The sequence below is a fragment of the Pseudomonas sp. NPDC090752 genome, from assembly GCF_055584805.1.
In genome coordinates this window covers 108,201-128,110 of record NZ_JBVJLI010000008.1, presented here as the reverse complement: position 1 = coordinate 128,110, position 19,910 = coordinate 108,201, and the positions used below count along the sequence as shown (strand labels likewise).

Sequence of the window (19,910 nt, the reverse complement as noted above, 5' to 3'; positions counted from 1 at the left end):
TCCCACAGGGTATGCGGCGCACTCGCAGGCTTTGATCTCTGCGCGACAGCGCAGCCCAATAAGGAGCATTTGCATGACCCTCAAAGGCAAGACTGCACTCGTCACCGGTTCCACCAGCGGTATCGGCCTGGGCATTGCCCAGGTGCTGGCCCGCGCCGGCGCCAACATCCTGCTCAACGGGTTCGGCGACCCGGCAGCGGCGCTGGCCGAGGTGACTCAGCATGGCGGCAAGGCCTCCCACCATCCGGCCGACCTTGCCGATGTCACGCAGATCGAAGCGCTGTTCGCCTTCGCCGAGCGCGAGTTCGGTGGCGTCGATATTCTGGTCAACAACGCCGGCATCCAGCATGTGGCGCCGGTCGAACAGTTCCCGGTGGAAAGCTGGGACAAGATCATCGCCCTGAACCTTTCGGCGGTGTTCCATGGCACGCGCCTCGCCTTGCCTGGCATGCGAGCACGCAACTGGGGGCGGATCATCAACATCGCCTCGGTGCACGGGCTGGTTGGCTCGACCGGCAAGGCGGCTTACGTTGCCGCCAAGCACGGCGTAATCGGCCTGACCAAGGTGGTGGGGCTTGAAGCCGCCACCAGCAACGTCACCTGCAACGCCATCTGCCCGGGCTGGGTGTTGACTCCGCTGGTGCAGAAACAGATCGACGAACGGGCCGCCAAGGGCATCGACCCGCAGCAAGCGCAGGCAGACCTGCTGGCCGAGAAGCAACCTTCACTGGCCTTCGTCACTCCAGAGCACTTGGGTGAACTGGTACTATTCCTGTGCAGCGAGGCCGCAAGCCAGGTCCGCGGCGCCGCCTGGAACGTCGACGGTGGCTGGCTGGCCCAGTGATGGGAGGTCTGGGCCTGGCGACGGTCTTGCCCCCGTTCATTTGCAAGGAGGCCTTATGCGCCCAACCCTACTGCCCTCGATCCTGGCCCTGACCCTGGCGGCCGTCGCCCCGGCGATGGCTGCCAGCTTAAAGGACGTCGCCCCCTACCCCGACGCTGAAAAAGGCTTCACCCGGCAGGTCATCCACCTGCCGGCACAAGCCGATGAACATGCTTTCAAGTTGGAAATCCTGGCGGGCAAGACCCTGCAGGTCGACTGCAACCGCCAGCGCCTGGCCGGCAGCCTGGAGGAGCGCACCCTCGAAGGCTGGGGCTACAGCTATTACCGCCTGGACAAGGTAGGTGGTCCGGCCAGTACCCTGATGGCCTGTCCGGATGGCAAAAAGACCGAAGCCTTCGTGCCGGTGGTGGGTGAAGGCTTCATGCTGCGCTACAACAGCAAGTTGCCTGTCGTGGTGTACGTGCCGGAAGGGGTCGAGGTGCGCTATCGCGTGTGGTCGGCGTCGAACGATGTGCAGAAAGCTAACCTAGAGTAAGCCGTACCAACGTCAGGGCGCGGTATGTTCAGGCATAATGGCGCCCTTTTTTACCCCGAAGCACAGGTGTTCCCATGAAAGCTCAAGCCCGCCATATCCTGGTCAAGACCGCTGACGAAGCCGAAAAGCTCAAGCAGCGCATCGCCAACGGCGAGGCCTTCGACGTGCTGGCCAAGAAGTTTTCCACCTGCCCTTCGGGCAAGCGCGGTGGCGATCTTGGCGAAGTACGCCCAGGGCAACTGGTGGGTGCGATCGACCAGGTGATCTTCAAGAAGCCGCTGCGCGTGGTGCATGGGCCAATCAAGAGCAAATTCGGTTATCACCTGGTGCAGACGTTCTACCGCGACTGATAGCGCGTGGCCACCTAGCATTTTTGCCAGTTGCCCCCCAGCTGGCAGCTACTTACAACTCAGGCAGGGCCGGAGTAGCGACAAAAAAGCGCGATCCCGCCAGTGATTCCATTCAATGGACACGGAGATCTGCCGATGCGTTTACCCCGCCTGCTCGTACCCGCTGTTTTTCCCCTGCTTACCTTGCCGCTGCCTGGCCACACCGAGGACCTGCTGGTTTCACCGGGTGACAACCTGGATGAAGTCTTGCAGACCCAGCAGGTGGACAGCTTCACCATGACTGGAGGTACGGTCCGCTCGCTCAGCCAGGACGAAGGCTATGACCACTTCAACATGTCTGACGGGCGCATCATCGGTGCCTTCGAGGACGGTGATCGCGCGATCTTCAGCGGTGGGCGCATTGGCCGGGTGGACCTCAAGCTCGCCGACAACTACTTTGACATGTCCCAGGATACGGCGGTGGAAACGCGTATCGACGGCAACCTGGTGAGTGGTTTCGGCGATGACACGATCATTCTTCGCGGCGGCACTCTCGGTGGCAATATCAGTACCAGTGGAGGCGTAGACCAGATCACCATCAGCGGTGGCAGGCTTCAGGGCAATTTGCTGGCCAGCGCTGGCGATGACGCGTTGCACTGGTCTGGTGGAAACGTCGATGGCCGGGTGGACATGGGCCTGGGCAACGATGGGGCGACCATCAGCCACCTGACTGCGCAAACCTTGACCATCACCGTCAACGGCGGTGATGGCACTGACCGTCTGCTGTTCGTCAACAGCGAAGTCGTTGGCGGGGCCCGCTATGTCAATTGGGAAACGATCGGGTTGAGCGAGAGCAGCCGCCTTGTGCTGGACGACACACTGACCTTGGGTGACGTCGGCAGTGGCAGCGGTTCATTGGCAATCGACACAAGCAGTACGCTGTTCTCGCGCCAGGGAACGGTGTCGGCATTCACCCAAGGTCAGCCTGCAACGCTACGCAATGCCGGCACGCTCGACCTTGCCAGTGGTAGCGACGCACAGGGCCGCTTGACCATCAATGGCAATTATCTGGGCGATAACGGCACTTTGCGGCTCAACAGCGTGCTGGCTGAGGATGGCGCCGCCTCGGACCGCCTGGTGGTGAGCCAAGGCGCTATCAGCGGCACCACGTTGCTGCAGGTGAACAACTTGGGGGGCACGGGTGCTGCCACCCGGCAAAATGGTATTCAGGTGGTCGAAGGCCGTGACGGCGCCACCAGCACCGCCACGGCCTTCGTGCAGACCCAGGTGCTGTCCGTGGGTGCCTACGACTACCGCCTGTTCAAGGGGGGCGTGACGGCGGGTTCTGAAAACAGCTGGTATTTGCGCTCGACCTTGGTGGCTGCCCCTGCTGCAGCCGTGGTTGAAGAACCCGGCATTGCGCCCGTGCAGCCTGCAGTTACGCCCCCCATCGCCGCCCCTGCGCCTGGGCAGCCCAACCTACCCGCCCCGGTCATGGGCCAGAGCGTGCCACTGTATCGCCCGGAAGTTCCGGTCTACACAGCCGCGCCCAGGGGGGCCGCCCTGCTTGCGCGTCAGGCCTTGGGCACATTCCATCAACGCCAGGGCGACCAGCAATTGCTGGCCGCTGAGGGTACGCTCCCGGCCAGTTGGGGCCAGGCCTACGGCGGCGCGCTGCGCCAGCAATGGAGCGGCACGGTCAGCCCGAGCCTGGACGGCGACCTGTATGGTTTCAAGGTTGGCCAGGACCTGTATGCCCACGTCGCTGAAAACGGCTATCGCCAGCAGGTCGGCGTGTACGTGAGCCACAGCCGCCTGGAGGCGGACGTAAAAGGTTTCGCCTTGGCCTTGGAGGATCGTAGTGTCGGTGATATCAAGCTCGATGGTGACAGCGTGGGTGCCTACTGGACGCTGGTTGGGCCGCAACGTGGCTACCTCGATGCCGTGCTGCAATACACCGACCTGGACGGCCGCGCCCGCTCCGAGCGTGGTGACAAGTTGAATATCGATGGCCAAGCCTGGACGGCATCGCTTGAATCTGGCTACCCCATTCCACTGTCCAAGCGCTGGAGCCTGGAACCCCAGGCCCAGTTGATTGCCCAGAAAGTCTCACTGAACAGCGCCCACGACAGTGTCTCCCACGTCAGCCACGACGCCCAGGTTGAGCTCACTGGCCGTCTGGGCGTGCGGTTGGAGGGCGCGTTCACCGGCAGCAGTGGGCGCCTCCTGCAACCCTACGGGCAGGTCAACCTGTGGCATGGCGACGGTGGCCGCGACACCTTGACCTTCGACGACGTGGACAAGATCAAGACCGACTACCGCTACACTTCGCTGCAACTCGAAGCAGGGCTGGTCGCCCAAGTGAATGAGGCACTGAGCCTGCACGGCGGCGTGCAGTACGCCGCCAACCTGGACAGCCGCCAGCAGGAAGCCAGCGGCGTCAACCTGGGGGTGCGCTGGCAGTTCTAACGGCGCGCCGCCAGCAACCCCAGGCCAGCGCATCCCAGCAGGGAGGCGCTGACCCGGTTGAACAGCCGACGCGGCCCCGGCTGGCTGAACCAGCGCTGCAGGTAGGCACCAAGGCCCGCATAGATGGCAATCGCCGCCCATTCCAGCAGCAGGAACAGCACCCCCAGCCAGAGGAACTGCTCGCTTACCGGTGTGGCGCTGCCCACCGATACGAACTGCGGCAGGAAGGCGGTGAAGATCAGAATCGCCTTCGGATTACCCGCTGCCACCCAGAACTCCTGGCGCGCCAGGCGCCACTTGCCACGCGGCTGATCGCTCGCCATCTGGGCCTCGCCCACCGGCGCGCGCCACAGCTGCCAGGCGATGTAGAACAGGTAGGCGGCGCCCACCACCTTGATCACCAGGAACAGGTACTCGCTGGTGTGCAGCACCACCGCCAGGCCCATGGCGGCCAGCGCGATCATGCCGCTGAAGGCGACGATACGCCCACCACCGGCGACACACGCGGCCCGCAACCCATAGTGGCTGGCATTATGCAACGACAGTAGGTTGTTCGGCCCCGGTGCCATGTTCAGGGCGAAGCAGGCGGGGATGAATAGCAGCAGGCTCGACAGGTCCATTGTGTTCTCCACGAAATCTGTCGCTACTGTCACTGCCCGGACGACGCCGGGTCAAGGTACAGCCATTGGCAAAAACTGTACGGCCGTGTGCAGCGCACTGCTAAGCTGCCAAGCTGACCGAGGATTGCCGCATGCCCCGTACCCGCTCCTCACTCTGGCGTGACCCGTCCCTGCCCTGGGTGGAAAGCCGCCGAGCCTGCCACAGCCGTGCTTGCTACAAGGCTCACAGCCATCCTACGTTCTCCATGGGTGCGGTGGATGCAGGTTGCAGCCACTTCACTGGCGCAGGTGAAGGACGGCAACGCCTGACACCGGGCACGCTGGTGATGGTGCCAGCGCAGCGCGTGCATGCCTGCAACCCAGAGCCAGGCCACGCATGGAGCTACCAGATGCTGCACGTGCAAGCTGAATGGTTGCAGCAACTGCGCCTGGAGTCGGGGCTGGCAGCGGCTGAGCCGGGGGCGCCAGCGCGTATCTGCCGGCTGCCCGCGCTATACCGCCAGTTCTGCACGTTGAATGAATTGTTGTTCTCTGCCGCGAATACGCTCGAGAAAGAAGCCGCATTGATCGCCTTCATGGGCGACCATGACTTTTCCGAGCACCCGCCGCTGAAGGCAGCGCCTGCGCCCACATTGGCGATGCCAGCGCTGCGCGGCTTGATCGAACGCATCGAAGCCGATGACCCTGCACCGTTAAGCCTGGAGACACTGGCTCAGCAAGCCGGCCTAGGCCGGTACCAGCTGATTCGCGCCTTCCGTGCTGCCACCGGCTTGACCCCGCATGCCTACCTGCTCAATGCGCGGGTCAATCGTGGGCGGCAGCTGTTGCGTGAAGGCCTGGCGCTGGCCGAGGTGGCCTATCGCTTGGGGTTTTCCGACCAGAGCCATTTCCAGCGTGTGTTCAAGGCGCATGTAGGGGTAACGCCAGGGCAGTACCGGTAAGCCTCCGGCTGCAATATTCTTCAATACCGCTCGCCCAGGTGCCGCCACACTGCGGCTTTCCTTTTGAGAAAGCCCTCCCCATGGAGCAGTTCCTGATCGTCGCCCTCGCCCACTTCCTTGCCTTGCTCTCGCCTGGGCCTGACTTTTTCCTCATTGCCAGAACATCGATCAGTGCCGGTTGGCGGGTCGCCAGCGGTGCCTGCCTGGGCATCGCCTTGGCCAATGGTGTATTCATCGGGGTGGCCTTCGCCGGCCTGGCGGTACTGCGTGAAGACAGCGCGCCGTTCATCGCCCTGCAACTGGCCGGGGCGGGTTATCTGATGTATGTCGGCGTGCTGTTTCTGCGCCATGCCGGAAAATCCAGTCTTGCGGCGGTGGGCACGCATGACCCCGCTCGCGGTTGGTGGCGAGGGCTGGGGATGGGTTTTGTGTCCGGCATCCTCAATCCAAAGAACGCGCTGTTCTATGCCAGCCTCGCCAGCATGGTCGCCAGCAGCAGCGCAGGCTGGAAGTACGCCTACGGCGCGTGGATGTTCAGCATCGTGTTGCTCTGGGACCTGCTGGTGGCCGTGGCCATTGGCAATCGACGCCTGTTGCGGCGCTTCTCGCACGCCCTGCCCTGGCTGGAGCGGGCCTCGGGCATCATGCTGATGCTGCTGGCCGGGGCATTGTTGGTTCACCTGGTTCAGGGGTGAGCAGCCTCAGGGTGGCTAGGTCCATCAGGCTGAAATAGCCACCGGCCCAGCCACCGGTATCCAGATGCCAGACATTGCCCAATTGTTTGGCCTGGAGTACCGGCGTGTGCCCGACCAGCAAGGCGCGTAACCCCTCGACGACTTGGGTATCACCCTCTTTCAAGCGCTGGCGGGACCATTGACAGATTTCGCGAACTTTCGCGTCATCATCGAACAACAAGCTGTCGCGCAAGACGGCCCACTCCTGGAACGGGCAATCGGCATGCAGCACACCAATCAAGCCCTCAGCCGTCTGCAACTCCAAGGCAATCGGCAACTGCAGGAACTGCTCTACAAAGTTCGCCTGCTCGTCTCTCGGCAGGTCGATGAACCAGCCACCTCCGGCTGCCCGATACATATCCAGGTCCAGCTGCCCGCCATTGAAGTGGGTAATGGCCAGCGATTCATGGTTGCCCTGCACGGCGTGAAACCAGGATTTGTCCAGCCACGCCAGCACCTCGACGCTGTGCGGGCCGCGGTCCACCAGGTCGCCGACGCTGAACAGCCGGTCGACCTCAGGATCGAAACCCACCGCGCCCAGGCACTCCTCAAGGCGCCGAAAATGCCCGTGAATATCGCCAACGGCCAAGTCACGCCCTTGGCTGTTGGCGGCAACCCGCCGAAACCGGCTCATGACAATGTTCCTCTGCTGCCACACACTGGCAGGCGTAAAATGGACGAACACGCAGCACGCCCCGGAGGTGCATCATGCGTACCGCTCTCATCTGTGCCGTGCTCATGGCGCTCTCAACCAACAGCATGGCACAAGGCACCGCACCTGCGCAGGTTGAGGTGCGTTTCGACCATCCTGAAAAATTCCGCGACGCCAGCCTGGACAACTCGGGCTACGAACGCGGTGCCGACGACTATGTCATGAAAACCCTGACCCAGTACCTGCAGAAGCTTGGCCAGCGCTACCTGCAACCGGGCCAGCAACTGGTCATCGACATCCGTGACATCGACCTGGCCGGGCGGTTCGAGCCTTGGCACAGCCGTGCCTACGATGTGCGCTTCATGCGCGACATCACCTGGCCAACCATCGACCTCAGCTATACCTTGAGCCAGCCTGGACAGCCCAGCCAACAGGCCGAGGAACGGGTCAGTGACAAGATGTATCTCAGCCGCCCAGGCCGCGCGGCCAGTAGCAGTGACAGGCTGTACGCGGAAAAGGCCATGCTCGACGACTGGTTCCGCCAACGTTTCGCGGCGCATCCAGCTTCCTGATAGACCCTGCACTGGTACAGGCGCGCGCGCCGGTAGTATGCTCGGCCCTTCGACTTGCACCAGGGAAAGGTCCTCATTCCATGAAACTCTGTGCCGTACAGTTGGCATCACGTAAAGGAGATCTCGAAGGCAATGTGCTCCGCCACCTGCACTGCATCGAGCAGGCGGCGGGGCTAGGCGCAGAGGTGGTGGTGTTCCCCGAGCTGTCACTGACCGGTTATGAGCCCAGCCTGGCCCGGCAATTGGCGTTACCCGTCACCTCGACTCGGCTAACGCCGCTACAGGCACTCTGCGACAGGCTGAACATCAGCGTCGCCGTGGGCCTCCCGTTGCCCACCGCTGAGGGTGTTCAGATCGGCATGCCAATTCTACGCCCTGGCCAGCCGCAGCTGGCGTACGCTAAACAGCGCTTGCATGGGGACGAGTTGGCGTACTTCGTTGCGGGTGAGCAACCGCTGGTTTTCGCGGCCGGGCAACTGCAGGTGGCACCTGCCATCTGTTATGAGTCGATGTTCATCGAGCATGCCGAACAGGCGCACGCATTGGGCGCGCAACTGTACCTGGTGAGCGTTGCCAAGACCGCAAAGGGTATCCGCGAAGGCTATGAACATTACCCTGAAGTGGCGCGTACACTCGGTATCCCAGTACTGATGGCAACTGCGTTGGCCCGGCCGATAACTTCGTCGGTGCCGGCGGCTCAGCGGCCTGGGATAGCCAGGGCACGTTGCTGGCGGCACTGGACGACCGGCACGAAGGCATGATCGTGCTGGATACCGATACCTCCAGCGCCATGGGCGTGACGCTGAATACGTCTGCCGGATGAAATATTTTCTGCTGACATTGGCCAGTTTTTCCAGCACCTATTACCTGGTGGGGCTGTTGATTCAGGGCCAGCTGGCCGACATCGCCGATGGGCTGCGCCACCGTCCGGACGCGCCTGCGCCTGGGCAGTATCTTCGGGAAGTGCGCCCGTACGCACGGCGGGCACACCGGCAGTACACACTAATGGCGGGGACCGCGTTGGCGGTGGTGGCCTGCCTGGTCGCGTTCTGGCTCAGCTGAAACTACAAATCCAGCGCCAGGCACTGGCGCCCTTCCAGTGCCAACAGATACTGCTTGGCTGGCAACCCACCGGCAAAGCCGGTCAGGCTGCCGGACGCACCAATCACCCGATGACAGGGGGCGATGATTGAAATCGGATTGCGCCCGTTGGCCGCGCCGACCGCGCGGACTGCACTGGGGTTGCCGATCTGCCGGGCGATGTCGCTGTAGCTGCGGGTCTCGCCAAAGGGGATGGTCAGCAGCGCCGCCCACACTTGACGCTGAAACTCGGTGCCGGCGAAGTCCAGTGCCAGCTCGAAGCGCTGACGCTGGCCGGCAAAATACTCACCTAGCTGGCGCGCAGCCTCGCGCAGGATGGGGTGCCGATCATCCCGGTGCAGCTCGCCCAAACGTACACGGTTTTCCCGTTCCTCTTGCCACAGCACGGCAGCCAGGCACTCGCCCCGTGCCACCAAGGTCAAGGTGCCGACCGGGGATTGCATAAGGGTGAAGGTACGGGTCATGACGGGTGCTCACTGGGTATCAAGGTGCACGCACTGTAACGCCGCACCTAAGCCTGTGCATCCGCAATCTTGCGCAGGGAACTTTCAAATAGCGATGCGCCGTGCTTCGGGCAAGTCGATCTTGGGGATTACCTCAGGGGGAATACGGGATATGGCAGACAGGTTGTAAACCTGGAAATGTTCGTTCACCACCTGCTCGGCCATCAGCGTCAGGGACGGCAGAATCCGGCTATCCCAATGCTGATCGAGCCCACAGGGAGAATGTTCGCCCTCATCGCTCTCGTAAAAGCGGCCAAGCGACTGATCGAGGTCCACGCCCACCATCAATACCTGCTCGAAACCCAGGTGATACGCTAGCTGCAAAGCGACGTAAACCACCGTGCGGGCATCGTAATAGCCGCTTGCAAGGTCTTTGCTGAAGGCGATCGAACGGGCCCGTTTGCTCCATAACGCGCGGCTGCAGACATGGCTGGAGCCATGGCCACGCAAGCCATCGATCAGACCTGGAGTCTCGGCCTTGTGCAACGGATAGCACTCCGTGTCGGCCGGAATGTCGGCGCCGGCGAACTGCTCGGGCCATAACGCCAGGCGCTGGCTGTCACGCAACGCGGTGGCAAACAGCTCGGGCTGCTGATCGCGAAAGCTCTTGTCGGTGCACACGTAGAAAAAGGGCTTCACAGCACAGGCGGCGGTGAGCGCGACCGAGCCATTCATGGCGATGACCGGAAGATGCGCGAAGTCACGCAACGGGAACTGCTTGGCAGAGGCACCTGAGGCAAGAATCACCACGGGGCCTTTTTGAGTATTGCGACACGCCTCAAAACTGGAGAACGCCCCGCGTTCAGCATTTCGCTGCGACGGAAGTGTGTTCATTTTGACTTTCTTCGGCTCGGACTAGGTACAAAGCATACCCATGCCTGTCCAGGCTGCAGTCACTTTTACAAAACCCTTACACAATCCGACCAACGGGTCTCGTTTCGTCCACGGCGTGTCAGTCATTAAGTCATGCGTTTCCTTGCTGGTTATCCCCGGTGGTACTAATACTTAAGTCTCAGCCTGGGAGGCAAGCACCATGCAACCACGATTCGTAATCGTTCCGGCAGTTCCCATCGAAAAGGAGTCCTTTCGCCTCGGTGGCAGGTACTGTGCAGCTACCGAGTGCGGCGGCTTTGACATTTATGACAACCAAGCGAAGGAACGGCTCAAGCCCAGCTATCCGAGCAGGGTGGACGCAGAGGTGCAATGCCGTCAGATGAACCTGAAGGTGGGGTTGCGCTAGTCAAGCCTTGACAGTACAAACGCATGATGAACAGCCGGCCGCAATGAGCAGTTGACGAACGCTCAATCCAGGCACTCTCTGGCCGCCTGACGAAGTTTGTCACCTGCCAGGAAACTGCCTTTGTAGAACGTCGCCCGGCTGCCCTCACGGTTCTCCACGACTTCAAGTACTTCATCGGAAGTCACTGCGCTAGGTGCGGTCAGCCGATAGCCGTGGCTGATGGACTTCTGCGTGGTAAGCGGCGCCACCGCTTGCCACTTCGGCAGTACGCAAGCGGCATAGGCCTCGGGGGACTTTTTTGTCAGCTTACTGGCGGTTGGCTTGCCAGGGTTGGCGCAACCGACCAGGCTGATGGCCACTGCGGCACAAAGAAGAATACGAAAGGTAGGCATTTGCAATTGACCCAATTGAACAGGGTGCATTCTAGCGATGGTTTTACCAAAGCACTAATCCACCATGGTAGGACGCAAGACTTCCGTCTCATTTCAAATGAGAATGATTTCTTTACAATGCATCGCGCTGAAGGATCAGCACCCATCACAAAAAGCCCGCGCTCATGGGTGCGGGCTTTTTGTTCCAGAGGGCTTTCAGGCTTTTGAGCACATGAGTGCCGCATCGAGCAGCCGGCCATGGTCGTACCAGGCATCGCGTTGATAGGCCGTGAACTGATGATGGGTGCCGGTGTTGCGCATTTCCACCAGGCCGTTAGCTTTATTCGGATCGGTGCTATCGACGTAAAGCTTGACGGAATCTCCGGTGCCCTCCTCATAAGTGGTTGCACTGCCGTGCAACTCTTCTTTAACGCAACTCAGATAATCCGGCGGGCTTTTCTCGGTAATGCCGGATGTAGAGTCGTGGCCTTCGCGAACATCAGGATTTTGTGCACATCCCGCTAGAAGACTTGTAGCCAAAGTTGTTGCCAATACTGCGCCTGAAAAAATAGAACGTTTCACGCGACACGCTCCTGCTGCCCCTACAAGAACATTGCAAGACCGAGAAGAGCCCATGTTTTAGTTTTATGACTTGCTTATAGTACGCCGCATTAGTTACAGGCCAATATTCTTGTTTGCTATAAAGAAAATGCACAGGACTGCGCTGCCCTACAACTGATTCAGATTTTTCCCACTATTTTACGCTGGTGGGCGCAAAGCTGAAGAAATACCCTACGCGGCCTGTCGACACTCATCTGATTGTCCTGGGAACCCCTGCCCTCTAGGCTCTCCGGGTCGCTGACGGTTCAGCGATCGGGTGTGGAAACCCGGCAGTCCCTGAGATTGAAGCTGTCTTCATGGCAGTTGTGCGCGGGAGGTCGCAAGGCCTACCGGGATTCTCATGGGCTCGGTTTTCCACCCCGTGCACAACTGCCACCCATACGTGTGGAAACGGACGGGTGCGGTCAATCCCATGAGATAGCCATGAAAAAAATAGTCCCTGATCCACCCCACACCTTCGAACTGCCAGCCGGGAAGACCCTCGCCCGCGCCATCGGCGAGCGAGTCGTGCCAATCGAACACGTGCTGCTGAATGTTTCCCACTACCTGATGTTCGCCTATAGCGACAGCCGACGCGCGCTTGAACGCATCGAGGACGAAGAAACCCGGCAGTTGCTGATGCACGGCCTGCGGGCGATGCAGATAGCCTGGGGCCAATCGGATGCATTGGCACTGGCGATGGAGCGCACGCCCGAACTGCACGGATGAAAACTCACAAATAAATCAGTCTTGCTCCGTGAGTTCGCACACGCCATTCGCCCCCCCCTTGCCGGTGTACGACACACCCAGAGACTCATCAGGGTTGATGGTAATCGATACGGTCACACCACTGCCCTTGGCTTCAAAGTATGTATCACTGAATTTTTTCAGTTTTGCTTCCTTGCCATTGACGTACACCGGCCCGCCCTCGTCTGCGTGCACCTCGAACCCACCTGGGCAGGTCGCGTTAACCAATGGCATCTCGGCGTTAGCCGTTGCGGCCAGTGACAACACCACCGCACCCAACAGAAAACGTTTCATTCGACACCTCGTGTTTCCATTGACTGCAGATTCAGCAATAGCCCAAGCCAAACCATCTCGCCACTCCATCGCCAGACGCCGATAGGCAGACCAGAGCATCAGCAATCAGTGCCGCCCATCACCCCAACAGCACTCCGTACCAAAAACTATCAGGTTCAACTAGAGTTTTAACGAGTAAAACACCGCGAGATAACGATCATGCTAAAACAAGAAGCGGATGACGTGATTGAACGTATCAGGGACGATCTGAAACGGCACGGGGTGCTGATCGGCTACGATCCAGAGCTTACCCCTGCGGATTTTGGATGTGACCTTGACCACCACGTTGCTCAAGTCAGAGAGGATCCGAACAACCACGTATTGCGTATCTCGATACATGACGAAGGCTTGTGGACCCAACTTCGGCAGGGGGCCGTGTATCGCTGTAGCGTCAGTGAGTGTCGAGGGAAACTATTCGGCATTCCTATTACGATAGAACCAAGAACTGATGCGTCCTATACCATTCAGTACAAGCTTTAGCGTGGCAGCAGGTAGTCTCCCGGCGAGACTACCTGCCTGCAGATCGATGGCCGAACGAACGCAGCTATTGAACTCGCACCTTCACAGATAGCAATGCCGGGAAAACGGAACGCTTCTGAGCACGCCCCAGTCGTATCTCCATCAGAGGCGCACTTGAGACGCCCAGTGGGAGAGTGTGATGAACCTTCAGTCCACCAGTCATGACCTTTACGTGCATTCTTACCTGGGTTACCAGGCATCGATTTACGTATTCTGGGAGTCGAGCCTCGAGTTTCCCAGTGGGATGTTGGTTGAGATAGGGAAACCAGGCGCAATGGCACGCACGCTGCGGGTAAGTCGACCATTTTCCTCTTCGACCGAAGCCATTCTCGAAGGGAAGGTTATGGCTGAACAGTACGTGCTGAGCCAGAGTAGCTGAGGTTGTGTTGCCCCGCAGCTGCCCGCGAAGCAGGCACCGCGGTGGATGGCACCGGCCGTGCCGGTGTTCGCGGGCAAGCCCGCTCCCACAACGTCAGCATTTCGCTGGCTGATCACAGCGGCGCCCAATGAATTGGCCATCAGGCGTCGGCCCCCATACAACTGCCGTCACACCTATGCGACAATACGCTCAATGTCCGGCCTCAACCCCCGCATTTATCGCTCAACAGCTGGGTCACAGCGTGCACATGCTGCTGTCGACGTACGCCCGTTGGCTCTACTCAAGCTCCGATTGGAGCGAGCTGGAAGATTCAAGATTGGTATCAAAACGGTATCAGCTGAAAATCCAGCGTCGTAAGTTACTGATAGGTAAGCCCTTTGATCTCCACCGCTAACATCACCATGCAGTTCGGCTCCAAGCCGCTGTTCGAAAACGTCTCGGTCAAATTCAACAACGGCAACCGCTACGGCCTGATCGGCGCCAACGGTTGCGGCAAGTCGACCTTCATGAAGATCCTCGGTGGCGACCTGGAGCCGTCCGGTGGCCAGGTCATGCTCGAGCCGAACACCCGCCTCGGCAAGCTGCGTCAGGACCAGTTTGCCTACGAGGAATTCACCGTTATCGACACGGTGATCATGGGCCACGGCCAGCTGTGGAAGGTCAAAGCCGAGCGTGACCGTATCTACTCGCTGCCAGAAATGACCGAGGAAGACGGCATGGCCGTCGCCGAACTGGAAACAGAGTTCGCCGAAATGGACGGCTACACCGCCGAATCGCGCGCCGGTGAGCTGCTGCTGGGCCTGGGCATTCCGCTGGAACAGCACTTCGGCCCGATGAGCGAAGTAGCGCCAGGCTGGAAGCTGCGTGTGTTGCTGGCCCAGGCGCTGTTCTCGGACCCGGACGTGCTGCTGCTCGACGAACCGACCAACCACCTGGACATCAACACCATCCGCTGGCTGGAAACGATTCTGACGGCGCGTAACAGCACCATGATCATCATTTCCCACGACCGTCACTTCCTCAACAGCGTGTGCACGCACATGGCTGACCTGGACTACGGCGAGCTGCGCCTGTTCCCGGGCAACTACGACGAATACATGACCGCGGCCACCCAGTCGCGTGAACAGCTGCTGTCGGACAACGCCAAGAAGAAAGCCCAGATTGCTGAGCTACAAACCTTCGTCAGCCGCTTCTCGGCCAACGCCTCCAAGGCCAAGCAGGCCACCTCGCGCGCCAAGCAGATCGACAAGATCCAGCTGGCCGAGGTCAAGCCTTCGAGCCGGGTCAGCCCGTTCATTCGCTTCGAGCAGACCAAGAAGCTGCACCGCCAGGCCGTCGTCGTCGAGAAAATGGCCAAGGCCTTTGACGACAAGGTGCTGTTCAAGAACTTCGACATCACCGTCGAAGCTGGCGAGCGCGTAGCGATCATCGGCCCCAACGGTATCGGCAAGACTACCCTGCTGCGCACCCTGGTGGGCGAGATGAAACCGGATGCAGGCTCGGTGAAGTGGACCGACAGCGCCGAAGTGGGTTACTACGCCCAGGACCACGCGCACGACTTCGAGGACGACCTGACCCTGTTCGACTGGATGGGCCAATGGACCTCCGGTGAGCAGATCATCCGTGGCACCCTCGGGCGCATGCTGTTCTCCAACGACGAGATTTTGAAGTCGGTGAAGGTGATTTCCGGTGGTGAACAAGGCCGCATGCTGTTCGGCAAGCTGATTCTGCAGAAGCCGAACGTGCTGGTGATGGACGAACCGACCAACCACCTGGACATGGAATCGATCGAAGCGCTGAACCTGGCGCTGGAAAACTACCCGGGCACGCTACTGTTCGTGAGCCATGACCGTGAGTTCGTGTCGTCGCTGGCCACCCGCATCATCGAACTGTCGCCGGACGGTGTGGTGGACTTCAGCGGCACTTATGACGACTACCTGCGTAGCCAGGGTGTGTTGGTCTGAGTTAGCTGTTCTGCCCGGCCATCTTCGGATGGCCGGGTCTATAACGAATAATTCGTTAGCCTGCTTTCATTTCCTTCGCACAACGCCCATGATGATCTCACGCCCAACCGCCCGCCCGCGAACGAGCCCATGACCGCGCAACAGCCCTCCCCCGCCAGCAACACCTTCAGTATCACCCTGCAGATCCTCTCGATCGTCTTCTATACCTTCATTGCCTTTCTGTGCATCGGCCTGCCGATCGCGGTACTGCCCAGCTATGTCCATGATCAGTTGGGTTTCGGCGCGGTGATCGCGGGGGTGACCATCGGCCTGCAGTATCTGGCCACCCTGCTCAGCCGACCATTCGCCGGGCGTGTGGCCGATACCTTGGGTGGTAAGCAGGCGATTCGCTACGGCTTGCTGGGTATCGCAGCCTGCGGGGTGCTGACATTCGCTTCGGCCTGGACCGTGAGCGCGCCGTTGCTGAGCCTGGCGTTGTTGCTGGGTGGGCGCTTGCTACTGGGGCTTGCCCAAGGCCTGATCGGCGTTGCCACCCTGAGTTGGGGCATCAGCCAGGTGGGGCCTGAACATACCGCCAGGGTGATTTCCTGGAACGGCATCGCTTCGTACGGCGCGATCGCCATCGGTGCACCCGTTGGCGTGCTGGCGGTCGATGCCCTGGATTTCGGCGTGCTCGGCCCCGCTTTGCTGGTGCTGGCCCTGCTGGCCATGCTGGTGCTGCGCAAACGCCCGGATGTGGTGGTGGTGCGCGGTGAGCGGCTGCCGTTCTGGTCGGCGTTCGGCCGCGTTGCGCCGTGCGGGCTGGGCCTGACCCTGGCGTCGATCGGCTACGGCACCCTGACCACCTTCGTCACCCTGTATTACCTGGAGCGCGGATGGATGGGCGCAGCCTGGTGCCTGAGCGCCTTTGGGCTGTGTTTCATCATTTCGCGGCTGTTGTTCGTGAATGCGGTCAACCGTTTTGGTGGCTACAACGTGGCGGTTGCCTGCATGGCCACAGAAGTGCTCGGTTTGAGCCTGCTGTGGTTGGCCCCTTCGCCCGTGTGGGCGTTGGTCGGTGCCGGCCTCACCGGTTTCGGCCTGTCGCTGGTGTATCCGGCACTGGGCGTCGAGGCGATCAAGCAGGTACCCAGCAGCAGCCGCGGCGCCGGGCTGGGTGCCTACGCGGTGTTCTTCGACATGGCCTTGGCAGTCGCCGGCCCACTGATGGGGGCCGTGGCGGCGCATCTGGGGTATGCCTCGATCTTCTGCGTCGCGGCGCTCCTGGCCTTGGCCGGGGTTGGCCTAACGTTGCTGCTGGCGCGGCGCAGCCGTCGCGGCTGAGCGTTCGGCGTGCTCTGGCGCGTCTAGCACCTGGCTGAAGAAGGCTGCAGTTTCGCGCTGCAGCGAGTGATGGATATACCGGCGATCGACACCTGCTGCGTCCTTGCACAGCGCAGCCATACGCGCCCATTGTTCGTCGTCGCAGCGGGCCATGAACACGAAATGACCGGCGCCTGCCAACAGACGGTAATCCGGCGTTACTGGCAGTTTGCGTGCCAGCGCCTCGGCATTGCGGTCCACGGCCAGCAACTGGTCGTTGTCGCCACTGTAGATCAGCGCCGGCACCTTGACGCTGGCCAGCGCGTGGCGGCCGAACATCAGGCTCAGCGGGGCCATCAGCATCACTGCGCCCACCCTTGAATCGGCCTTGGGCGCCAGCTCGCTGCGGTCGGCGATCAGCACGCCGTGGGTCTTGCAGGCGTCGGTGTCGGTGGGGCGTTCCAGGCAATATTGGCGCAGGCGGTCAAGGTCGGGCTGGGCGCCAGAGAGGATCAACGCCGTTTCACCACCGGCCGAGTAGCCGATCACGCCGACCTTGCCGTCATTCAGATAGGGCCCGAGTAAGGTGTCGTCGCGAGCGGCCGTGATGGCGGCGCTGACCTGTAACGGTCGCCCATACAGGTTGCTCAGGGTGCCCAGTCGGCTGTGATCACGTGCGTTATCACCTGGGTGCACAACCGCCACGACCACAAACCCCTGGCGGGCCAGGGCGGTCGCCAGGTAGTGCAGCGCCAGCGGACTGCCGGTGTTGCCGTGCGATAGCACCAGCAACGGAAACTGCCCAAGCGCCACGGGAGCTTCATCGGCAACGTCGACAGGATAGCCATCAATACGTGTGCTGTGGGCAGTCCCTTGGGCGGGATAGAACGCCAGAGCCTGCATCGGCCGGGCGTCGACGGGGTCGTTCAAGGTCATATGGTGCAGGCCGGCGACCCAGGGTGCAGCCTCGGCATGGGCCACCAGGCCACCGAGCAGCAGTGCCAGCAAGCAACGGGGGATGTTCATCGGCCGGCTATTCCACGCGGAGCGAGGGTATAACATCAGGATAGAACCCGCACGGGTGATGGCAGATGAAAAGTGGATGAAAAAACCGGCCAACGCGCAGGCGATGGCCGGTTTTTTTACGCCAGGCTATCAGGCCGCGGCGAACAGCTCGTTGGCAATCTGCGCCTGGGCGGCATCAATGGCGTTGCTGCGATGTTCCGGGCCGTAGGCCAGGCCGTGGGCACGGACGATTTCCAGGTCGGTGATGCCGATGAAGCCGAGGAACACCTTGAGGAAATCTTCGTGGCCGGCACCGCTTGGCTGGCCAGCGTGCAGGCCGCCGGCCGTCGATACCAGCACCACCTTCTTGTCACCGCACAGGCCTTCCGGGCCGGCTTCGGTGTAGCGGAAGGTCTTGCCGGCCACGGCAACGCGGTCGATCCAGGCCTTGAGCTGGGTCGGCACGGTGAAGTTGTACATCGGCGCGCCAATCACTACTGCATCTGCGGCAAGGAACTCTTCCAGGGTTTCGGCGCTCAGCTTGGCTTCGAAGGCCTGGGCTGCATCGCGCACATCTTCCGGGGTGCCGGCGGCGACCAGGGTGGCAGCCGAGAAGTGAGCAATGGCATCAGCGGCCAAATCGCGGTAAACCACTTCGATGCCTGGCTCGGCGGCTTGCCAGGCTTCGACCACTTCGCGGCTCAGCTGGCGGGAGGCGGAATTGTCGCCCAGGATGCTCGAATCGATATGCAACAGTTTCATGGGACTCTCCTGTGAATGAAGACCGCAGCGTTAAGCGATCACGATGGGTAGAATCCTACCGGGGCGGCGAATAGCTGATAAGTCGGCAAAAATGCGTTAGTTTGTCCCACAGATAGAACAGTGAGACAGCGCCATGCAAGACCTCAACGACCTCTTCTACTTTGCCCAGGTGGTCGAAGCTGGCGGTTTCGCCGCTGCCGGGCGCCAGTTGGGTATCCCTAAATCACGCCTCTCGCGACGCATCGCCGAGCTGGAGGAACGCCTGGGCACTCGGCTGCTGCAACGCACCACCCGGCAACTCAAGCTGACCGCAGTGGGCGAGCGCTACCTGCACCACTGCCAGGCCATGTTGCTGGAAGCCGAGGCCGCCGACGACGCCGTAGCGAGCATGAGCAGCGAGCCACGCGGTCGCTTGCGGGTATCGTGCCCCGTGGCGTTGGCCCATGCGTTCCTGCCGGATGTCATCAGCCGTTTTCTGGAACAGTACCCGCAGGTGCAACTGGACATGGTGTTGCTCAACCGCCGTGTCGACCTGATTTCCGAAGGCATCGACGTTGCCTTGCGTGTACGTGACCTGGGCGATGAAGACCCGGCGCTGGTCACCCGCCGGCTGCGCCAGGCGCAGATGCAACTGGTCGCCGCTCCGGGCTTTGCCGACCATATTCGCCAGCCTTCTGAGCTGGCCTCGTTACCCGTACTGGGCGCCGCTGAAGCCGACCGGCTGGTGCATTTTCGCCTGCTCGGGCCGGATGGCCGGCAGCAGGAAATCGCCTTGGAGCCGCGCCTGGCCATCGATGACTTCGTCGTGCGCAATGCGGCCGTAAAGGCAGGGCTGGGGTTTACGGCACTGCCGAGCATGTTCTGCGAGGAAGAGTTGGAACGGGGCGAACTGGTGCGGCTGCTGCCGGACTGGTCGCTGCCAGGCGGCTACCTGCAGGCGGTTTACCCTCATCGACGGGGTTTGTTGCCGGCCGTCCGGGTGTGGATCGATCATCTGGCAGCGTCGTTCGAGGCGTGTGGAGAACGCTATGTCTAAGCAGAAGATGACCGAGGCACAGGTCGCGGCATTCTGCCTGAGCCTGCCCGGTGCACGTGAAGACTACAAATGGGGCGGCATCCGGGTGTTCTCGGTGGCCGGCAACAAGATGTTCGCAGTGCTTGACCTGGCGGGCGCGGGGTTATCGTTCAAAGTGGCCGATGAGCTGTTTCTGGGCTACTGCGACCGCCCCGGTGTGCGCCCGGCGCCTTACCTGGCGCGAGCCCGGTGGATCAGCATGGTGCCCCCCTACCCGATGGGCCGGGAAGAGCTGTGCGATCTGCTGCAGCGCTCACACCAACTGGTGGTGCGCCGGCTGGTGAAGCGGCTGCAGATCGGGTTGCTGATGTGA

The 19,910-nt window shown here is 61.3% G+C and carries 24 protein-coding genes and 1 pseudogene; 16 read left to right on the top strand and 9 right to left on the bottom strand.

What is annotated here, in order from left to right; genetic code table 11:
• The first annotated feature begins 73 nt into the window (after nt 1–73).
• From hbdH to ACZ6YA_RS13305, 4 genes are all read left to right on the top strand, one after another.
• Nucleotides 74–844: a 3-hydroxybutyrate dehydrogenase gene (gene hbdH / locus ACZ6YA_RS13320; RefSeq protein ID WP_465897588.1), complete on the top strand. Its 771-nt coding sequence runs from the start codon at nt 74–76 to the stop codon at nt 842–844.
• Between the two features lie 55 nt (nt 845–899).
• Entirely contained in the window at nt 900–1,379 is a 480-nt protein-coding gene (gene eco, locus ACZ6YA_RS13315; RefSeq protein WP_465897587.1) for a serine protease inhibitor ecotin, read from the top strand.
• A gap of 74 nt (nt 1,380–1,453) precedes the next feature.
• Nucleotides 1,454–1,729, top strand: coding sequence for a peptidylprolyl isomerase (locus tag ACZ6YA_RS13310; protein ID WP_008095636.1), 276 nt, complete (start codon nt 1,454–1,456; stop codon nt 1,727–1,729).
• 135 nt (nt 1,730–1,864) lie between these two features.
• Nucleotides 1,865–4,177 carry an autotransporter family protein gene (locus ACZ6YA_RS13305; RefSeq protein WP_465897586.1) on the top strand — a complete coding sequence of 771 codons (2,313 nt, stop codon included), beginning with the start codon at nt 1,865–1,867 and terminating at the stop codon, nt 4,175–4,177.
• Here the strand turns inward: ACZ6YA_RS13305 and ACZ6YA_RS13300 are convergent.
• The gene (locus tag ACZ6YA_RS13300) at nt 4,174–4,797 is read right to left on the bottom strand and encodes a LysE family translocator (RefSeq protein WP_465897585.1); all 624 of its coding nucleotides are present in this window, start codon (nt 4,795–4,797) and stop codon (nt 4,174–4,176) included. The two genes, ACZ6YA_RS13305 and ACZ6YA_RS13300, sit on opposite strands and share 4 nt — an antisense overlap.
• Before the next feature lie 131 nt (nt 4,798–4,928).
• Here ACZ6YA_RS13300 and ACZ6YA_RS13295 point away from each other — a divergent pair, with 131 nt between their 5' ends.
• Both ACZ6YA_RS13295 and ACZ6YA_RS13290 read left to right on the top strand, forming a co-directional pair.
• Nucleotides 4,929–5,738 carry a helix-turn-helix domain-containing protein gene (locus ACZ6YA_RS13295; protein WP_465897584.1) on the top strand — a complete coding sequence of 270 codons (810 nt, stop codon included), beginning with the start codon at nt 4,929–4,931 and terminating at the stop codon, nt 5,736–5,738.
• 80 nt (nt 5,739–5,818) lie between these two features.
• Nucleotides 5,819–6,433: a LysE family translocator gene (locus ACZ6YA_RS13290; RefSeq protein WP_465897583.1), complete on the top strand. Its 615-nt coding sequence runs from the start codon at nt 5,819–5,821 to the stop codon at nt 6,431–6,433.
• Here ACZ6YA_RS13290 and ACZ6YA_RS13285 read toward each other — a convergent pair.
• A complete protein-coding gene (locus ACZ6YA_RS13285; protein WP_465897582.1) occupies nt 6,381–7,106 on the bottom strand; it encodes a metallophosphoesterase in 726 nt (241 codons plus the stop codon). The genes ACZ6YA_RS13290 and ACZ6YA_RS13285 overlap by 53 nt on opposite strands.
• 74 nt (nt 7,107–7,180) lie before the next feature.
• On the opposite strand from ACZ6YA_RS13285, the gene ACZ6YA_RS13280 reads away from it, so the two are divergent.
• The 3 genes and pseudogenes from ACZ6YA_RS13280 (at nt 7,181) to ACZ6YA_RS13270 (ending at nt 8,758) form a co-directional block, all read left to right on the top strand.
• On the top strand, nt 7,181–7,696 hold the full coding sequence (locus ACZ6YA_RS13280) for a DUF3016 domain-containing protein (protein WP_465897581.1): 516 nt from the start codon (nt 7,181–7,183) through the stop codon (nt 7,694–7,696).
• A gap of 80 nt (nt 7,697–7,776) precedes the next feature.
• Nucleotides 7,777–8,519, top strand: a pseudogene (locus ACZ6YA_RS13275) (carbon-nitrogen hydrolase family protein).
• Nucleotides 8,516–8,758 carry a hypothetical protein gene (locus tag ACZ6YA_RS13270; protein WP_465897580.1) on the top strand — a complete coding sequence of 81 codons (243 nt, stop codon included), beginning with the start codon at nt 8,516–8,518 and terminating at the stop codon, nt 8,756–8,758. The pseudogene ACZ6YA_RS13275 and the gene ACZ6YA_RS13270 overlap by 4 nt, the downstream one beginning before the upstream one ends.
• Before the next feature lie 2 nt (nt 8,759–8,760).
• On the opposite strand, the gene ACZ6YA_RS13265 is transcribed toward ACZ6YA_RS13270, so the two are convergent.
• Complete coding sequence (locus tag ACZ6YA_RS13265) at nt 8,761–9,261, bottom strand: methylated-DNA--[protein]-cysteine S-methyltransferase (RefSeq protein WP_465897579.1); 501 nt, start codon at nt 9,259–9,261, stop codon at nt 8,761–8,763.
• Nucleotides 9,262–9,345: 84 nt separating this feature from the next.
• Nucleotides 9,346–10,134: a lipopolysaccharide biosynthesis protein gene (locus tag ACZ6YA_RS13260; protein WP_465897578.1), complete on the bottom strand. Its 789-nt coding sequence runs from the start codon at nt 10,132–10,134 to the stop codon at nt 9,346–9,348.
• 199 nt (nt 10,135–10,333) lie between these two features.
• On the opposite strand from ACZ6YA_RS13260, the gene ACZ6YA_RS13255 reads away from it, so the two are divergent.
• On the top strand, nt 10,334–10,540 hold the full coding sequence (locus ACZ6YA_RS13255; protein ID WP_465897577.1) for a hypothetical protein: 207 nt from the start codon (nt 10,334–10,336) through the stop codon (nt 10,538–10,540).
• Between the two features lie 62 nt (nt 10,541–10,602).
• Here ACZ6YA_RS13255 and ACZ6YA_RS13250 read toward each other — a convergent pair whose 3' ends face one another.
• Entirely contained in the window at nt 10,603–10,932 is a 330-nt protein-coding gene (locus ACZ6YA_RS13250) for a hypothetical protein (protein ID WP_465897576.1), read from the bottom strand.
• 195 nt (nt 10,933–11,127) lie between these two features.
• On the bottom strand, nt 11,128–11,493 hold the full coding sequence (locus ACZ6YA_RS13245; RefSeq protein ID WP_465897575.1) for a hypothetical protein: 366 nt from the start codon (nt 11,491–11,493) through the stop codon (nt 11,128–11,130).
• A gap of 462 nt (nt 11,494–11,955) precedes the next feature.
• Between ACZ6YA_RS13245 and ACZ6YA_RS13240 the strand changes: the two genes are divergently transcribed.
• Entirely contained in the window at nt 11,956–12,240 is a 285-nt protein-coding gene (locus tag ACZ6YA_RS13240; protein WP_465897574.1) for a hypothetical protein, read from the top strand.
• 15 nt (nt 12,241–12,255) lie between these two features.
• Here the strand turns inward: ACZ6YA_RS13240 and ACZ6YA_RS13235 are convergent, their stop codons facing one another.
• Nucleotides 12,256–12,552: a hypothetical protein gene (locus ACZ6YA_RS13235; RefSeq protein WP_465897573.1), complete on the bottom strand. Its 297-nt coding sequence runs from the start codon at nt 12,550–12,552 to the stop codon at nt 12,256–12,258.
• 697 nt (nt 12,553–13,249) lie between these two features.
• Here ACZ6YA_RS13235 and ACZ6YA_RS13230 point away from each other — a divergent pair.
• The 3 genes from ACZ6YA_RS13230 to ACZ6YA_RS13220 all read left to right on the top strand — a co-directional run bounded on the left by ACZ6YA_RS13230 (nt 13,250) and on the right by ACZ6YA_RS13220 (nt 16,776).
• A complete protein-coding gene (locus tag ACZ6YA_RS13230; RefSeq protein ID WP_465897572.1) occupies nt 13,250–13,489 on the top strand; it encodes a hypothetical protein in 240 nt (79 codons plus the stop codon).
• Between the two features lie 377 nt (nt 13,490–13,866).
• Nucleotides 13,867–15,453, top strand: coding sequence for an ABC-F family ATPase (locus ACZ6YA_RS13225; RefSeq protein ID WP_400803278.1), 1,587 nt, complete (start codon nt 13,867–13,869; stop codon nt 15,451–15,453).
• A gap of 129 nt (nt 15,454–15,582) precedes the next feature.
• On the top strand, nt 15,583–16,776 hold the full coding sequence (locus ACZ6YA_RS13220; protein ID WP_465897570.1) for an MFS transporter: 1,194 nt from the start codon (nt 15,583–15,585) through the stop codon (nt 16,774–16,776).
• Here ACZ6YA_RS13220 and ACZ6YA_RS13215 read toward each other — a convergent pair.
• Both ACZ6YA_RS13215 and ACZ6YA_RS13210 read right to left on the bottom strand, forming a co-directional pair.
• Nucleotides 16,738–17,781: an alpha/beta hydrolase family protein gene (locus ACZ6YA_RS13215; RefSeq protein ID WP_465897569.1), complete on the bottom strand. Its 1,044-nt coding sequence runs from the start codon at nt 17,779–17,781 to the stop codon at nt 16,738–16,740. The two genes, ACZ6YA_RS13220 and ACZ6YA_RS13215, sit on opposite strands and share 39 nt — an antisense overlap.
• 129 nt (nt 17,782–17,910) lie before the next feature.
• A complete protein-coding gene (locus ACZ6YA_RS13210; protein ID WP_465897568.1) occupies nt 17,911–18,522 on the bottom strand; it encodes an FMN-dependent NADH-azoreductase in 612 nt (203 codons plus the stop codon).
• Nucleotides 18,523–18,655: 133 nt separating this feature from the next.
• Here ACZ6YA_RS13210 and ACZ6YA_RS13205 point away from each other — a divergent pair, with 133 nt between their 5' ends.
• Nucleotides 18,656–19,558 (top strand): LysR substrate-binding domain-containing protein, encoded by a 903-nt coding sequence (locus tag ACZ6YA_RS13205; protein WP_465897567.1) that lies wholly within the window; start codon nt 18,656–18,658, stop codon nt 19,556–19,558.
• Nucleotides 19,551–19,910, top strand: a complete 360-nt coding sequence (locus tag ACZ6YA_RS13200) for an MmcQ/YjbR family DNA-binding protein (protein WP_465897566.1) — start codon at nt 19,551–19,553, stop codon at nt 19,908–19,910. The genes ACZ6YA_RS13205 and ACZ6YA_RS13200 overlap by 8 nt, the downstream gene beginning before the upstream one ends.

What these genes read in the sequence shown, in the direction of transcription:
- ACZ6YA_RS13290 (WP_465897583.1), top strand. Translation starts at nt 5,819, where the DNA reads ATGGAGCAGTTCCTGATCGTCGCCCTCGCCCACTTCCTTGCCTTGCTC.
- ACZ6YA_RS13235 (WP_465897573.1), bottom strand. Translation starts at nt 12,552, where the DNA reads ATGAAACGTTTTCTGTTGGGTGCGGTGGTGTTGTCACTGGCCGCAACG.
- ACZ6YA_RS13285 (WP_465897582.1), bottom strand. Translation starts at nt 7,106, where the DNA reads ATGAGCCGGTTTCGGCGGGTTGCCGCCAACAGCCAAGGGCGTGACTTG.
- ACZ6YA_RS13270 (WP_465897580.1), top strand. Translation starts at nt 8,516, where the DNA reads ATGAAATATTTTCTGCTGACATTGGCCAGTTTTTCCAGCACCTATTAC.
- ACZ6YA_RS13310 (WP_008095636.1), top strand. Translation starts at nt 1,454, where the DNA reads ATGAAAGCTCAAGCCCGCCATATCCTGGTCAAGACCGCTGACGAAGCC.
- ACZ6YA_RS13295 (WP_465897584.1), top strand. Translation starts at nt 4,929, where the DNA reads ATGCCCCGTACCCGCTCCTCACTCTGGCGTGACCCGTCCCTGCCCTGG.
- ACZ6YA_RS13265 (WP_465897579.1), bottom strand. Translation starts at nt 9,261, where the DNA reads ATGACCCGTACCTTCACCCTTATGCAATCCCCGGTCGGCACCTTGACC.
- ACZ6YA_RS13255 (WP_465897577.1), top strand. Translation starts at nt 10,334, where the DNA reads ATGCAACCACGATTCGTAATCGTTCCGGCAGTTCCCATCGAAAAGGAG.
- ACZ6YA_RS13210 (WP_465897568.1), bottom strand. Translation starts at nt 18,522, where the DNA reads ATGAAACTGTTGCATATCGATTCGAGCATCCTGGGCGACAATTCCGCC.
- ACZ6YA_RS13215 (WP_465897569.1), bottom strand. Translation starts at nt 17,781, where the DNA reads ATGAACATCCCCCGTTGCTTGCTGGCACTGCTGCTCGGTGGCCTGGTG.
- ACZ6YA_RS13250 (WP_465897576.1), bottom strand. Translation starts at nt 10,932, where the DNA reads ATGCCTACCTTTCGTATTCTTCTTTGTGCCGCAGTGGCCATCAGCCTG.
- ACZ6YA_RS13205 (WP_465897567.1), top strand. Translation starts at nt 18,656, where the DNA reads ATGCAAGACCTCAACGACCTCTTCTACTTTGCCCAGGTGGTCGAAGCT.
- ACZ6YA_RS13230 (WP_465897572.1), top strand. Translation starts at nt 13,250, where the DNA reads ATGAACCTTCAGTCCACCAGTCATGACCTTTACGTGCATTCTTACCTG.
- ACZ6YA_RS13200 (WP_465897566.1), top strand. Translation starts at nt 19,551, where the DNA reads ATGTCTAAGCAGAAGATGACCGAGGCACAGGTCGCGGCATTCTGCCTG.
- ACZ6YA_RS13305 (WP_465897586.1), top strand. Translation starts at nt 1,865, where the DNA reads ATGCGTTTACCCCGCCTGCTCGTACCCGCTGTTTTTCCCCTGCTTACC.
- ACZ6YA_RS13220 (WP_465897570.1), top strand. Translation starts at nt 15,583, where the DNA reads ATGACCGCGCAACAGCCCTCCCCCGCCAGCAACACCTTCAGTATCACC.
- ACZ6YA_RS13260 (WP_465897578.1), bottom strand. Translation starts at nt 10,134, where the DNA reads ATGAACACACTTCCGTCGCAGCGAAATGCTGAACGCGGGGCGTTCTCC.
- eco (WP_465897587.1), top strand. Translation starts at nt 900, where the DNA reads ATGCGCCCAACCCTACTGCCCTCGATCCTGGCCCTGACCCTGGCGGCC.
- ACZ6YA_RS13240 (WP_465897574.1), top strand. Translation starts at nt 11,956, where the DNA reads ATGAAAAAAATAGTCCCTGATCCACCCCACACCTTCGAACTGCCAGCC.
- ACZ6YA_RS13300 (WP_465897585.1), bottom strand. Translation starts at nt 4,797, where the DNA reads ATGGACCTGTCGAGCCTGCTGCTATTCATCCCCGCCTGCTTCGCCCTG.
- ACZ6YA_RS13280 (WP_465897581.1), top strand. Translation starts at nt 7,181, where the DNA reads ATGCGTACCGCTCTCATCTGTGCCGTGCTCATGGCGCTCTCAACCAAC.
- hbdH (WP_465897588.1), top strand. Translation starts at nt 74, where the DNA reads ATGACCCTCAAAGGCAAGACTGCACTCGTCACCGGTTCCACCAGCGGT.